Origin of the sequence: Halobacillus kuroshimensis DSM 18393 (assembly GCF_000425705.1) — a bacterium.
Lineage (GTDB): Bacteria > Bacillota > Bacilli > Bacillales > Halobacillaceae > Halobacillus > Halobacillus kuroshimensis.
Genome location: NZ_AUDY01000011.1, coordinates 137,515 through 151,934, shown reverse-complemented (window position 1 = coordinate 151,934; position 14,420 = coordinate 137,515). Strand labels below are relative to the sequence as shown.

General features: G+C 46.8%; 13 protein-coding genes. 4 read left to right on the top strand and 9 right to left on the bottom strand.

Features of this window, described 5'->3' with window-relative positions:
- Positions 1 to 75: 75 nt before the first annotated feature.
- Both H615_RS0113455 and H615_RS0113450 read right to left on the bottom strand, forming a co-directional pair.
- Positions 76 to 1,872 (bottom strand): AAA family ATPase, encoded by a 1,797-nt coding sequence (locus tag H615_RS0113455; RefSeq protein WP_027955637.1) that lies wholly within the window; start codon positions 1,870 to 1,872, stop codon positions 76 to 78.
- Between the two features lie 2 nt (positions 1,873 to 1,874).
- The gene (locus H615_RS0113450; protein ID WP_027955636.1) at positions 1,875 to 3,815 is read right to left on the bottom strand and encodes an efflux RND transporter permease subunit; all 1,941 of its coding nucleotides are present in this window, start codon (positions 3,813 to 3,815) and stop codon (positions 1,875 to 1,877) included.
- Positions 3,816 to 4,087: 272 nt separating this feature from the next.
- Between H615_RS0113450 and H615_RS0113445 the strand changes: the two genes are divergently transcribed.
- On the top strand, positions 4,088 to 4,654 hold the full coding sequence (locus tag H615_RS0113445; protein WP_027955635.1) for a TetR/AcrR family transcriptional regulator: 567 nt from the start codon (positions 4,088 to 4,090) through the stop codon (positions 4,652 to 4,654).
- Between the two features lie 175 nt (positions 4,655 to 4,829).
- A complete protein-coding gene (locus H615_RS22575; RefSeq protein WP_169516204.1) occupies positions 4,830 to 5,051 on the top strand; it encodes a hypothetical protein in 222 nt (73 codons plus the stop codon).
- A 13-nt stretch (positions 5,052 to 5,064) separates the two neighbouring features.
- Here the strand turns inward: H615_RS22575 and H615_RS0113440 are convergent, their stop codons facing one another.
- The 5 genes from H615_RS0113440 to H615_RS0113415 all read right to left on the bottom strand — a co-directional run bounded on the left by H615_RS0113440 (position 5,065) and on the right by H615_RS0113415 (position 12,491).
- Positions 5,065 to 5,418, bottom strand: a complete 354-nt coding sequence (locus tag H615_RS0113440) for a YqfO family protein (RefSeq protein WP_027955634.1) — start codon at positions 5,416 to 5,418, stop codon at positions 5,065 to 5,067.
- A gap of 18 nt (positions 5,419 to 5,436) precedes the next feature.
- Positions 5,437 to 7,671 carry a YhgE/Pip domain-containing protein gene (locus H615_RS0113435; protein WP_027955633.1) on the bottom strand — a complete coding sequence of 745 codons (2,235 nt, stop codon included), beginning with the start codon at positions 7,669 to 7,671 and terminating at the stop codon, positions 5,437 to 5,439.
- Positions 7,672 to 7,907: 236 nt separating this feature from the next.
- Positions 7,908 to 9,527 (bottom strand): FAD-dependent monooxygenase, encoded by a 1,620-nt coding sequence (locus H615_RS21375; RefSeq protein ID WP_051254708.1) that lies wholly within the window; start codon positions 9,525 to 9,527, stop codon positions 7,908 to 7,910.
- 171 nt (positions 9,528 to 9,698) lie between these two features.
- On the bottom strand, positions 9,699 to 11,603 hold the full coding sequence (locus H615_RS0113425; RefSeq protein ID WP_084163157.1) for an LTA synthase family protein: 1,905 nt from the start codon (positions 11,601 to 11,603) through the stop codon (positions 9,699 to 9,701).
- Positions 11,604 to 11,840: 237 nt separating this feature from the next.
- Complete coding sequence (locus tag H615_RS0113415; protein ID WP_027955631.1) at positions 11,841 to 12,491, bottom strand: SDR family oxidoreductase; 651 nt, start codon at positions 12,489 to 12,491, stop codon at positions 11,841 to 11,843.
- Between the two features lie 174 nt (positions 12,492 to 12,665).
- On the opposite strand from H615_RS0113415, the gene H615_RS0113410 reads away from it, so the two are divergent.
- Both H615_RS0113410 and H615_RS0113405 read left to right on the top strand, forming a co-directional pair.
- Positions 12,666 to 12,911, top strand: a complete 246-nt coding sequence (locus H615_RS0113410) for a hypothetical protein (protein ID WP_027955630.1) — start codon at positions 12,666 to 12,668, stop codon at positions 12,909 to 12,911.
- Positions 12,912 to 13,157: 246 nt separating this feature from the next.
- Positions 13,158 to 13,355 carry a hypothetical protein gene (locus H615_RS0113405; RefSeq protein ID WP_027955629.1) on the top strand — a complete coding sequence of 66 codons (198 nt, stop codon included), beginning with the start codon at positions 13,158 to 13,160 and terminating at the stop codon, positions 13,353 to 13,355.
- A gap of 38 nt (positions 13,356 to 13,393) precedes the next feature.
- Here H615_RS0113405 and H615_RS0113400 read toward each other — a convergent pair whose 3' ends face one another.
- Together H615_RS0113400 and H615_RS0113395 are read right to left on the bottom strand one after the other, a co-directional pair.
- A complete protein-coding gene (locus H615_RS0113400) occupies positions 13,394 to 13,900 on the bottom strand; it encodes a YehS family protein (RefSeq protein ID WP_027955628.1) in 507 nt (168 codons plus the stop codon).
- A 96-nt stretch (positions 13,901 to 13,996) separates the two neighbouring features.
- Positions 13,997 to 14,383, bottom strand: coding sequence for a YbaN family protein (locus H615_RS0113395; protein WP_051254707.1), 387 nt, complete (start codon positions 14,381 to 14,383; stop codon positions 13,997 to 13,999).
- Between the last annotated feature and the right edge of the window lie 37 nt (positions 14,384 to 14,420).

Sequence of the window (14,420 nt, the reverse complement as noted above, 5' to 3'; positions counted from 1 at the left end):
CATTTCGAGTTACGAAACTAATTAACTCTATATAAAAAGCCTTCTCCCGCATGAAGGAGAGAAGGCTTTATTCACCTAGCGGAACAAATCCAAAAAGCGGTCCCAGAGGCTTTTCTCGTCCTGCTCCTCCGGCTCTTCTTCCTGTTCTGCTTTTTTGATGCTTTCTGTTTTTATCACAAACTGAACCGATTCAATATTCTCATTTTCTTCAGAAACAAAGGACACCGGTTCAAAATCGGAATAGTCATACTCACTCATCAATTGATCGATTTCCGACTGCATTTCATCCGGCAGATCGCTGGTGGAGGCAGCTAGTTCTGCCGTTCCGTTCTGAAGATCAGAAGCACCGGATTCCAAACCAGCGGTTCCGCTTGTCAGCCCGCCGATCCCGGAATGCACTTCCTCGTACGAACCGGCCAGCTGTCCGACGCCGTCCGTATACTCAACAAGTCCGGCATGAAAATCATTATACTGCGAGGAGAAATTCTGAATGCCCTGCTGCAGTTCCTTGATGGATTCATCCACATTCACACTGCCGAGATTTGTTTCAATTGTATCAGCCGCCGCTGCGAGCTGGTCGTTGATCTCACTCAATGAAGCCACTGCCTGATCAAGAGCAGGCCCGGCCGCATCAAAGGCGCCTTCGGCATCTCCGTAGACCGCCTTAGCCTCCTGGGCTGCGTGATACGTTTCAATCAGGTGATCGACTACTTCCTGATCGACTCCTGACTCACGAAGCGCCTGGATATCCTCCTCAGTCACTTCATACCCCGGAATGGAGGCCATCGCCTCATCCAGTTGATCGTGGGCATTGGCATATTTGGTTCTCAAATCCACAAGCCCATCTTCTGCTTTCTGAAGCCCGGAAGAGAGCTCTCTCAAGTTCGTCTGCATTTGCGACAGATCTCCAAGGTTCAATTCCCCAGGCCCCTGTGAAGCCAGACGACTCATTTCCGCAAGTGCACTCTTAATCGATGCGGAACCTTCGACTAGAGAACCCGAACCACTGTTCAACTCCTGGATGCCGTTCAGGTACTGTTCTGAACCACTATAAACCTGAGCTGTTCCGCTATTCAATTCAGTGATGCCGTCAGCAAGTCCGGCTGCTCCGTCATGGATGGCGGCTGTTGCATCGGCAAGTGAATTCATATCATTCTTCACACCATCGATATCCGGCTCTTCCATGGATATGGAGGCTGGAACCGCGGCGATTTCAATACTGTCCATTTCAATATTCTCTGCATCAGCCGTTATTTTGAAGCTTTCCTCTTTCTCAGGAAGAACGGTGAACGTGACCTGTCTGTCTTTCCCGGAACTGGCCACCGTTCCGTCAGGCGCCTCAATATTCTCGAAGATTTCTGCATCTAAAGGGACCGTAATCTGCAGGGTATAGTTGTTGAAAAAGACAGGATCGGCGCCTTCTTTTTCTGAGGTCTCAATCCCGATTTCCAGTTGTCCATCTTTTCCAAGAAGTTCTTCTGGTTCAACCTTTTCTCCGCTCAGCTTATAGGAAAAATCGATTACCCACGGAAGAGCCTGCTCTTCTAGATTTCCCTGGTAATAAAACTCCTCTTCCTCAGCTGTCACTTCGATCCGTGAATTTTTCTGTTTGATTTCATTCAAATTCGTTAAGTTCTCCACACTGGAATATGGGCCGAAATCAACAATCGTTCCCGGCTCTTCGATATCAAAGTTATTGACCACATACATGTCCTTCTGGCTGCCATCTGCATTTAACGTGGCGTAGACGACTTCACGCTTTTCAGAGTAACTGCCTTTCTCCGCTTTTCCATCCTCTTCCGCAGAAGCAGGAGCGGCGGGCAGGGCAAGAAGAAAAGCCATGATCAGCAAAGATGAACGTTTCCCTATCATTATCATTTCCCCTTATAAAAGTTTGCTTTCCAAGTCGTTTTTTCAATCACGCGGTCCAAAATCACAAGCAGGGCAGGCAGGACGAGCACGACCATCAGAAACGCAAGCAGCGCTCCTCTCCCAAGCAGCAGACCAATCGACGATACAATGGGGTTCGTGGAGGTCATCCATAAAATAAAGCCGACACTGGACAAAATTGAAGCTGATACAAAAATAGCGAAGACCTTATCATCAATCGTTTTCTTAATCGCCTCAAGAGCTGACATGTCTTTACGGAGATGATTGTAATTCTCCGTAAATAAAATGGCATAGTCCACGGTTGCCGCCAATTGAATCGTGCTGATCAATAGATACCCGACGTAGACGAGCGGCGTATCCATAAAATATGGAAAAGCGAGGTTCACCCATACCGAGGCCTGAATCGTAATGAGCAGGACCACCGGGATGGAAACCGACCGGAACGTAAGAATCAATACCGCAGCAACCGCAGCGATTGTCAGCCAGTTCACAAGGGTGTTATCCTTCTGCACAATATTTTTCATATCATACAACGTGACGCTTTCCCCCAACAGATGTGTCTCATCATAGTACCCATCTGCGGTTTCCTTCACCTCTTCAATAAGGGAAAAGGCTCTTTCCCCCTCTGCATCGGTTTCCGTATATAAGGTGATTCTAGCGTAATGCTCGGAATAAAACGTTTCAGTCACCGACTTTTCCAAGTACTCAGGCGGAATCGCGGGGCTGACGATGTTGACATAGGACACGACGCTGGAGACATCTGTAAGCTGATCCAGGTCCTGCACGAGTTCTTCCTCTTTCGCCCGGTCCCCTTCAGGTACGAGAAGAACCATCGGGATATTTTTGCCAAAAGAATCCTGGATGGCGGCTACATCCTGACCGGCCCTTGTGTTTTCCGGCTGTTCTCCTGTTCCGTAAATAAAACTTGTTTCATTTTGAGCCAGAAAAGCAGGCACAATGATGATCAACAGCAGGATAAAGCTCGGCAGACGCAGCTTCATCACGTGACGGCCGATTCCCTTGAAATCAGGAACAAACGGACGGTGCTGGGTCTTATCAATCCAGTGATAAAACATCATCGTCAGCGCCGGCAGGAATACCATGACACTGATAAAGCTGAGAAGAATTCCTTTCAGCAGGTTCAATCCGAGATCCGCCCCGATACCAAAGTCCATAAAGGTTAGAGCGGTAAACCCAAAGAAAGTTGTGGACGCACTTGCGACAATCGCCGGAAAAGAACGCTTCATCGCCAGCTGCATCGCTTCCTTCGGATCTTCGACTTCCCTGCGGTAATCCGAAAAGCTGTGGAGAAGGAATATCGCATAGTCGAGCGAAACGGCCAGCTGTAAAATCGGAGCAACCGACTGCGTGACAAAGGATATTTCTCCAATGAAAATGTTCGTGCCTAAATTAATCAGGACAGATACACCTATGGCGACTAAGAAGAAGACCGGTTCCATCCATGATGTCGTTGATAAAATTAAAATCAAAATGATGATCGGAACGAGCAGTGCGGCTGCGTACATCGATTCACTGCCTGTCATTTTCTGAGACACAGCTGTGTTGACGGCTTCACCAGCCACCGCGTTATCTTCTCCAATCAATTCATAAATCGCATCTGTGGCTGCGACTTCTTCCCCTTCTTCTATGTGGAGGGAATAGAGTGCTTTTTGATCCTGGTAATAGGATTCAACTGTATCCGCAGAAGCCATCTCCAACGGTACTTTCACATCGATGATATCATCGAGCCATGTGACACTTCCGACTCCATCCACGTCCTCCAGCTGCTGTTTATAGCTGAGTGCTTCAGTGATCGAAACACCTTCAATCATGACCCGGGCATTTTCCACCGGTTCATCGAATTCCTGCTCCATGATGTCCACCGCTTCAATTGAAGGAGCGTCCTCAGGCAGGTAGTCAATCATATTGTAGTTGACGGACACGGCGAACTGAGCCGCCGCACTTAACAGCGTAAGTATGACAAAGATAAGAACAATACTCTTTTTATGCTTTATGATTCGTGCTGTCCATCCGATAAAACGTCACCCTCTCTTGCATCTCCCATTCATACACTATACTATTTTATTGACACCGTGTTGGATATTCAACAAACAGTTTTGTAATTTTCGTCATTTATCCAACATACCTGTATGTGAATGTTGGATTGTCATAAAAATGTAAAAAAAGGAGCCCCGCTATGAGTGAAAAAATGGACCGTCGAAAAAAGTATACCCGCCATGTACTGAAGGAAAGTCTGATCCATCTGCTGAATGAGAAGCCGATCGCTGACATTACCGTAAAAGAGATCTGCGCGCGGGCGGACATCAATCGTTCCACGTTCTACACCCACTATTCCGATCAGTATGACCTGCTCGGGCGGATTGAAGAGGAAATTACAGCGGATATGAACACCTATCTCAGTCAATATGATCATGAGCTTGAAGAAGAGTCGATTCAGATGACGGAGAAGATCCTATCGTACGTGCTTGAAAATAAGCTGATTTTTCAGACCCTGCTGAAAGGAGAAGCGGCACCATCCTTCGAAAAACGGATGATGAACCTGACAAGGGGGTTCATGCTGGATAACTTAACATCGGATAAAGTCATTTCCAAACAGGAATCCGAGTACGTCAGTACGTTTGTCATCAGCGGCGTCATCCACGTGATTAAAGACTGGATCCAGAATGACATGGACCAGCCGCCTGAGGAAATGGCAGTCATGGTCAATCATTTCATCCTCCATGGCCTTTCCCATTTCGATTAAAAAAGCCGCTTACGTTCCATAACGTGAGCGGCTTTCACGCTGTAGAAATCATACATGTCATCCAGTAGAGTTGTCTGTATGTCCGGGTAGTGGTCACGTTCCGCTTATCGGTGGATGCTTGCCGCACGCTCCTCGCGCCAAAAGTACAGCACATACGAAGGAAAATGGGTATCTTATGAGAGAAGGACGATTTGAGCTTAGCTTCGCAGATTCAAAAGAGCTGCACTTACGGCGTAATTGTCGTTCGGGTGGAAATGACAATGGTCCGAAACAAACGCTGATGACAGCTGATTATAAGAAGATAAAAAAGATTACCCTCTACCCAGCAACGGTGCAGGTACTAGAAAAACACTGGACTTGTTTACAAACTGAAAGCCGCTTACGTCTGATGACGTAAGCGGCTTTTTCAATCATGATTCATGCTTTCTGGCCTCTCGTTCTTCCGTTACCTGCACGACCGGCTCATCCCATGGGTGAGCGGCGTAAATGCCCTGCTCAATCACTTTGGTCAGCAGATCTTCATCTCTCGGTATGGAAAATTCAATTCGCAACGAGGTCACCCTCTCTATTTCTCCTTTTTTCCCTTCCGTAGGTACTGCTGTGCCGGAGGGGACAAACTGCTCCATCCCATCCTTCGTCTGCCACATCACATTCTTATACTGACCGACCTGCAGATCATCCACACTCAGCACACTTTGAATGACGTTTTCAACATACTCAGGAATCACATACGTTTTCACTCGGTATATATCTACAAGTTTCATACGACCTCTCCTTTTGTGTTAATGGAACAGTCCGGATTCCCTCGATTTAGCCTTCACCTGTCTTGTCCGCTTATGCAGCGGTCCTTTCAGAAAGACGCCGATTAAAAGAAATACCCCGCCGAATAAACTGAGGAACACCAAGTCTGTTTCGACTCGGGCCGGCACAATACCTCCGACCGCTTCCCGCATCAGATCGATGGCGTAGGAAAACGGAAGGAATGGATGAATCGTCTGGAAAAACTCCGGAAGAAGCGCAACGGGATACGTTCCTCCCGACCCGGCAATCTGCAGGACGAGCATGACAATTGCTCCGGCTTTTCCGACGTCTCCAAGAACGGATACAAGAGTAAAGACAACCGTCATAAACACAAAGCTGATCAGCAGACCGAACAGGACAAATGGAACAACTTCAGCCACACCGATATCAAGCAGGAATACGTTTCCGAGCGTGACGACAAGCGTCTGCAGGAATCCGATACTCACAAATGTCGCAAGTTTTCCGAAGTACTGCTCATAACTCCGGTATTCCTGAAGGTTGACCGGATCCGTAGACAGTAACGACACCAGAAGCAGTGCACCGACCCACAGGGACAGTACCGTATAGAAAGGCGTCATACCTGTTCCGTAGTTTTCAATCGGGAACAGGGCGTTCTTACTTAAGGTGACCGGTTCTTCAAAAAAGTTTTCTTCTGCGGCCGGGTCATTTTTCAGAAGATCGATGATTTCATTGATATCTGTTTCTCCCTGGATATCACGTATCCGATCCGCCATTTCATTCACTTTTTGATTGACGTACGGATATTCATTCATCATATATTCCAGGATATCCTGACCTTCAGCAATATTGCCTTCCGTACTGTTCAGGATGCGCTCGACTTCAGGAACCGTCGATTGGACATCCACCAAAATTGATCGGGCGTCCGCAAGCGTGCTTTGAGCTTTGTCGATTTCAGACAGTACCTGCGGCTCGATGTTTTCGTTATATTCTTTTAAGAACGCATCAATCTGGTCCGCCGTTTCCCCTGATTTTTCTTCAAGGGAGGCAAGGGTCTGATCGATGTTCTGCTGAGCTTCTGACAATCGGTCACCAATCTGACTGCTGTCCTCCTGGATGGCCGTGAGAGCTTCTTCTATCGCCTGGACATCAGCAATCGCCTGATCAATCGTTTCCTCAGGAATCTGCGGGGATGGCTGCGGTGTGCTTTCTTCACTGCTCTCTTCCCCATTGTCTTCCTGATTTTCTTCATTCACTTGATTAGTCTGCTGTTGTTCCTTCACTTGTTGGAGAAGCTGCTCGACCGCCGCAATTTCTTCCAAGGACTGACTTGTCTGATCATTGATTTGACTACGGATTTCACCAATGGAATCGACATTCACATCGACCGACTGGACATCCTTCAAGAAGGCGTTCACGTCCTCAGCCGTCTGCTGTGCCGCGCTTAAATCTTCCTTTACCTGCGGAGAGAGCTCGTTCAACCGCTGTTCGGCATCGTCAATAAACGCCGTCGTTTCATCAATTGTGCTTAATCCATCCCCTGCCGCCTGCTCAGCCTGCGGAATGAGCCCCTGCACATCTTTGATGATGGAGGAAGCATTCTGCGAATCATCATACGCGTCGGAAATCAATTGATAAATTTCAGGCAGATTCTCTTCCAACTTGAAAATATATTCTTCAAAGCGCTTGATATCCGGCAGATCGTTCTCCAGTTCAAGCCCAAGATCGTTGAACAGATCGGCAACGGTACCGTTCACTTCCGAGATGAACTGACTGGTAATTTGATCGACCAGCACCGTGGCTCCTTTTTCAGTAATTTTAGGGGCAATGGCATTAATCTTTTCGTTGACATAGTACTGCACTTCCGACTTTTCCGGATTCCCTTCCACGACCGTTCCTAAGTGTTCAGAAAAAGTCTCTGGAATGACAATGACGGCATAGTAGTCTCCGTACTCCAGTTTATCCATCGCCTCACCGCGATCGGTAAACTGCCAGTCGAAACTGTCTTCATCCTTTAAGTTATCCACCAATTCCTGACCGACATCGATATCCTTATCCCGGACAACAGCCCCCTGGTCTTCATTGACCACGGCCACAGGCAGCTGGTCCGTCTGACTGTAAGGGTCCCACGATGCTTTGATGTTGAACCAGGCATACAGGGAAGGGAGGACAGCGAGTCCAAGAATCAGTATTAACGCTACCCAGTTCGTGGCGGTATTTTTCCAGTCTCTGCTGAATATTTTCCATATGTTCTTCATTTCAGATGCTCCTATACGTTCGTCATGGTTTTGAATGGGAGTACATGAGTTCACGTTAGTTTTATCTACGAGAAGAAATTATATAGGAATGTTTCAAAAGTGAAAAGGGCGGCATCTCCATGTAAGCCCCACCAATCCACACAGCAGAGGACGAAAATTCATTTTCGATCATTAAGAAAAAAGGTGATTCCACGAGCGGAAACCCGCTTCTAATAGAAGCGGGTTTCCTTTCTCGCTTATTGAAAAAGCTGGTGCAGTTTCTCAAGCGTCCTCTCTTCATCCATAGATGTGTCATGAAAGGCGACATGTCCATCCGGCCGGATCAAAAGCACACTTCCTTTTTCCATGCCGAGCTTCCGTTCCATGTGCCTGTGGACATCATAAATAATCGGTAGATCATCACCGTCCGTATGGACAGTCCCCCCTTTAGCCACAAGGAATATCTTCATCAGCCCTTGGTACTGGTCATTCACTTTTTCCGCAAATGTGTACGCATAATCTATGACATCCTGATGCTGGGCATCAATATAAATCAGACAGACAAATCCATAGTCGCAGATGAACGGATACAGCCTCTCATCCTTCGCTCCATCGAAAAACAAAAGATGATCAGGTACACGGCGGCCGGCTTGGAGCGCTTTACGCGGCAGGGTGGAATCCTTCAGCTTTTTATTCCTTTTCACTTTTTCATATTCGTTATAAATATTGGATAGATGATTGGCGATCCTCTGCTGCACCCAGTCCTGAGTCAGCGCTGCCTTTCCAGCCCAGTTGCGGACTTTCCCCTGGGTTCCCTCCAGATTCACGACTTTCAACATCCGGGACGTTTCTTTCAAAACATCCTTCCCAATAGGAAAGCGTTCATCCTGATAACTGTCCAGGAACGAATCTGCAGCATAGCCTTTCAATACTGAAGCCAGCTTCCAGCCCAGGTTGGAAGCGTCCTGCAGGCCGAGATTCATCCCCTGGCCTCCGAACGGGTTGTGGATATGAGCCGCATCTCCAACAAAAAACACCCGGTTTTTCCGATAATCGGGGACCTGACGGTGAGCGGTACCAAAATAGGAAAGCCATGTCGGGTTTTCAAGACGGTAGGAATATTTCAGGACCGTATTGACGCTGTCCTGCAGTTCTTCCAACGTCAACTCATCTTTGTGAGGAAGCCCCTGCCTGGCGCGGTCAAAACCGACCACCCGGTAACTCCCGTCTTTGTAAGGAAAGAAGGCAACAGCTCCACGGTCATTCAAATGCATATGAATAAAAATTTCTTCAAGTCCTGGAACGTCCACATCACCAAGGAAAAAGGTGTACCCTTCGTCTTTTCCTTCAAAATCAATATTGAGCGCATCCCGCACTTTACTATGTGCACCGTCCGCAGCAATTAAATAGTCCGCTTTATATTCCTTCACTTCCCCGTTACAGGACGCCTTGACGTATACGCCCGTTTCATCCTGATGGACATCCATGACATCGTGTTCCCGATCGACTGTACCACCGAGCGAGGCGAGATGGCTTTCCAGGATTTTTTCTGTTTCACTCTGAGGGAGGATCAAGAGGTAAGGATAACGGCTTTCAATATGGTACAGTTCCACAACGGAAGCGTTCTCTCCACCAAGATGAAGCTTAGCCCCGGGACCTGGATAGCCTTTTTCGAGAAATTCCTTGTGCACACCAAGAAGCTCAAACATTTCCATCGTCCGTGCCTGGATACCGAGCGCTTTTGAGAGATCGGATGGTGCTTCGCGCTTCTCCAGACAGATGAAATCGACGCCATGCTTTTTCAGTTCATTGGCCGCCATCAATCCGGTAGGTCCGGCACCGATGACGATCACATCTGTTTCAATAACGGAAGACATGATTCTGTGCCCCTTCCTTTTACGTACTTTTGTATAACGCAACCTATTGTACGATACCCGTCTGGCGGAGCTTCAAGCATGCTGAGGCATATTCATAAGTGGTCCATCAAGAAAAACACAGCACAAAAAAAGAGTCTGCATACATGTATGCAGACTCTTTCTTCTCTATTTTTATTGATCAGTCGTCTCTTCTTCTTCAATCATCTCTGTTTCATCCAGATAACGCAGCAGGTCTCCATATACGACGGAATCAGACAAGGCCAGTTCCTCTTCTGCCTGTTCAAAGCCTTCTCCGCAGGCCGCGTCTTCGACCTCTTCACCGGTTTCCCGGTCATAGCAGGTGCCGTTGACGCCGACATATTCTTCGTTGGCGAAGTTGCCGTCACGTGTGACCATCAGCTCCTGGCGGTCCTCATTGAAAAGGTCCTGACCGAACTGGATCGGGTTGTCATCTTCTACACCGAGCATATTCATCAAGGTCGGACGCAGGTCAATCTGGCCGCCTACCGTGTCATATTCCTTACCTTCAATGCCTTCTCCAATCATTAGAAGCGGCACTCGTTGAAGCTGGAACTGCTCGTAATCGTTAATATCTTTATCGAGATATTCCCCCATCGCCTGCTGGTGGTTTTCAGAAATTCCGAAGTGGTCCCCGTATATGACGAGAACCGTGTCGTCATAGAGGTCTGACTGCTTGAATTCCTCCACAAACTGCTTCAATGCCTCATCCTGGTATCGGATGGTCTGGAAGTAGTTGTTCAGCGTCTGACTGGATGTTTCTCCTTTTTCAATCAGCTGTTTATCTTCCGGAAGAGTAAAGGGATGGTGGTTGGTGAGCGTGATCATCTTGTTGTAGAACGGCTCTTCCATCTCTTCCATTTTCGCTAAGGAATCCTCAAAGAAGTATTCATCCAAGTAACCCCAGCTGTGGGACTTCTCTTCGGTGACATCATAGTCTTTCTTCGAATAGAAACGATCATACCCGAGAGAATCGTACATGACGTTCCGGTTCCAGAAAGTCGCATCATTGGCGTGCATAACTGATGACGTATAGCCTTCCTTATCAAGAACTTCCGGAGTGGCCTCATACTCATTACCTGAATGGGTAAAGAAAGCCGCTCCACGGTTCAGTCCATAGAGAGAGTTATCGAGCAGAAACTCAGAATCGGACGTACGCCCCTGTTTCACTTGGTGGTAAAAGTTGCTGAAATAAGCTCCTTCTTCTTTCAAATCATTGAAATAAGGAGTCAATTCTTCCCCGTTCAATGTGTTATCCACAACAAACGTCTGCGTACTCTCCAGCGAAAGAAGGATGACGTTCTTACCTTCCGCTGCTCCTTCCATTTCTTCACCTGCACCGGACTTCGTTTCGTTCAAATAATTGAGAACCGGAACGAGTTCGTTGCTGTCCGCGAACGTCTTTTTCGCTTCGGTCTGCCCTTGAAGCACAATGTCATACGCGTGGAAGTTCAGAACGCCGATATATTTCACCAGCATATTGCGGTCAAAGGCCCGCTGCAGTAGTTCTGTACGCTCCGTCTGCGCCCATCCGATATTCACGATGAACAAAGGGATGGCCAGCGCCGCAAGAATGAAACCTTCTTTACGCTTCGGCTGGAAAGAAGTCAGGCGCTTCCCGTTCAAATAGAACAAAAGAAAGGCCGCTGCAAAAATATCGACAAACAAGAAAATGTCTGTCCACGAAAGAATATCTGTAATACTCCCTCCGAGCCCGGCAAGGTTTGCCGCCTGCCCTAGCATAGGAATGGTTAGGAAATCAGAGTATTCTCTGTAAAATAAGACGTTAAAATATAATAAAAGCGATCCGACAATATACATGGCCAGCATACCTTTACGGCCGGCAAGCAGAATCCCTACACCAAATAAAAGAAAAATACTGCTGAGTGGGTTGAAGGCCAGAATTAAGGCTTCATTGAAGTTTTCAACGTCAAGGTTGAAGATGCAGCTCTGGATGATATACATCTTCAGCCAGAAAACAGCCATCACCGCTCCATAAATCATTACTTTTTTCTTATTGGCGGGGTCTTCCAATTTAGCTTTCCATTTAGAAATCATGAAATAACCTCCGTTTTAATAAACCAAAATCAACTAAAATACCGACAGCACATTCGCTGCATCATGGGTGCCGTTTTTTTCTACGACAAAACTGATCATAACATATTTTAAAGAAAAACCCCTTGTTTTAAATAATCTGTTATGTTCTTTTAATTCTGTAACAACCTCGTAATAAGAGAAGCCGCAGCCCATAAAAAAACAGCCTGCTGAATCAGCAGGCTGCCCCTGTTCGAAAGCTTAGAGTTTGTTCACAGCATCTTTGATGGATGTAGATCCACCAACGACTTGAAACTCTTTTCCAATCGTTGATTCGTTTTCAAGCACCGAAAGCAGAACGCCTGCAACATCCTCCCGGGAAATCTCTCCCCGTTCAACGGTCTCTGCTGCCTCTACCTGACCGGTACCATCTTCATTTGTCAGAATACCTGGATGGACGATCGTATAATTCAAGTTCGTACGGCGCAGCCAGTCATCGGCATAATGCTTCGCAATGACATACGGAGCGAAGGACGCCGGAGCTCCCTGGATCGCCTCACGTGTCGTATCAAAGGAACTGACCATCACATAGCGGCTGACTCCTTTTTGTTTGGCAGCCTCCATCGTTTTCACAGCTCCATCAAGGTCAATCATTACCGTTTTGTCCGGCCCTGTGTTCGGCCCTGACCCCGCTGTAAACACGACAGCATCCACTCCGTCAAAGGCTTCCGCTATTTTTTCTGTCTCATCCTCAAGATCAACAATGACGGTATCTGCACCAAGATCCTTAAAATAGGAGGCCTGCTCCTCTTTACGGATCATAGCTACAGCTTCTATATCATCATGGTATTGTATGTTCTGTACAAGGTGCTTTCCTACCTGACCATTGGCTCCTACGACAAGTACCTTCATGGATAAATCCATCCTTTCATCGATAAGTATCTCCTTTATATGTATCCCTTTTTCAAGAAAAAGAAACGTAGGAACACTCCAGCCCTTAAAAAAAGCCGGGCAGCCCCCCTGGTATAAAGCTTACAGCCAGAGGCAAACCTTAAGGTAAGACCGATCATTACGGAGGGGCAACCGATGTTCTTACGATTTATCCAGACAGCAGCAGTAGGATCTGTCGTTCTCATTACCGGATCCGCTGTCTTTCCAGTGATCAAACGAACCATCAGACCGACCACGAGGAAAGTATCGCATGAAATGAAGTTTCTGCTCGTCCGTTCAGGTGAGCGTATGCAGGACATGGTCGATGAAGTGAAATTTGAGCGGATGAAACGAGCAATGGCCAACATGGACACGATTGAATGCGAAGTGTATGAAGATTGACCGAAGAATCGAAAATCTCCACACCTTGATTTTTCAGATAAACAGAATGACGCCATCCATGCAGCACTTAAACACTGCCCTTTCCTTATCTGTTGACGGTAAAAACAGAAAGCAAGGAAGCGAACGTCAACCTGATGATCCGGATTCCCCTTAAACGATTTTCAGGCTTTTGATAAGAAAGTTTTACCAATAGACTTGGAGGGAACTTCTCCTTAAAAAGATCTGCATAAGGAGGGGTTCTTTCCTATGGTCGTTTCTGGAAAAATCCATTACAAACATCACCAGATTGATTTTGAGGTGAAGATGGAACATGAGGATATTGAAGAAGGTGTCATAAAATCTGAGGAAGCCAAACAAGCCCTGGTTCATGCCATCAATCGTAAGTTCCGGGTGAAGTATCCGCTCACAAGCACCATTGATCCCGTCCACGTGTCTTCCATATAAAAAAAGCGTCCGGTTTGATCCGGACGCTTTTTTTCAATTCAAGTACGATACTTAATGGCCAGACCTTTCAGGAAGTTCCGAGCGAACTTATCCAGGCAGGGCTTATAGTTTTTATGCCCCTCTTTTCTTAGGATCGCACTGAGTTCGCCTTTGCTGATCGAAACGCCCGCTTCATCAAGGATATCAATCACATCCTCATTTTTCAGCTGCAGGGCGATTTTCACCTTCTTCATCATGACATTGTTCACACTGGAACGGTTTTTGATGGAGCGGTCCGGCTTGACAGGGTCGCCGTCCTTCGTTTTCTGAGGGCCGCGCTTATAAATGATGAAGCCATTAAGGAATGATTCCAACATACTGTTCGTACACTTGATATAATCCATACCGTCCACGGCTTCCTCGTCGTCTTCCTCTATTTTCGTCAGCACCAGCTTGACCTCTTCCACAGCAAGGTCCTCACCGCCGAGCTCAAAGATTTCCTTCATTTCACTGTCCCTTAAATCAAGAGCATAACGCAGACGAATCAATATATCGTTATTATCCATTACACAACCTCCTGTTGTACGTTCTTTTTCCGCTTTTTCACACCAGTCCTCATCCTACCACGTTTCTCCGTATTCTATAAGGCTGAAGAGAAAAAATCAGGAATGATCCTCCGGCTTGTATGTTTTCGTCAGATAGATGACCACTGTGAAAAAGCACCCGCCGAAGATGAATCCGGCCTTCATAAGAAGATTTGGAGCAATATAAAAAGCCGAGAATAAAAATGAAGACCAAATCATTACAAGGATTGATATTTTCGCTTTCAGGGGGAGCCCCCGGCCTGATTTATAATTTTGTATATAACTGCCAAACCATTTATTTGTCATCAGCCAGTTGTACAGACGATCAGAACTTCGTACATAGCATGCAGCTGTTAATAGTAGAAACGGAGTCGTCGGAATCAACGGCAGGACGATGCCCAGTATACCCAGACCAAGGGACACGCTTCCGACAATGATCAGCAGAATCTTCACAACTTGTTTCATCATTAACTCCTTAAAAAGTAAATTGAACCGATTATCA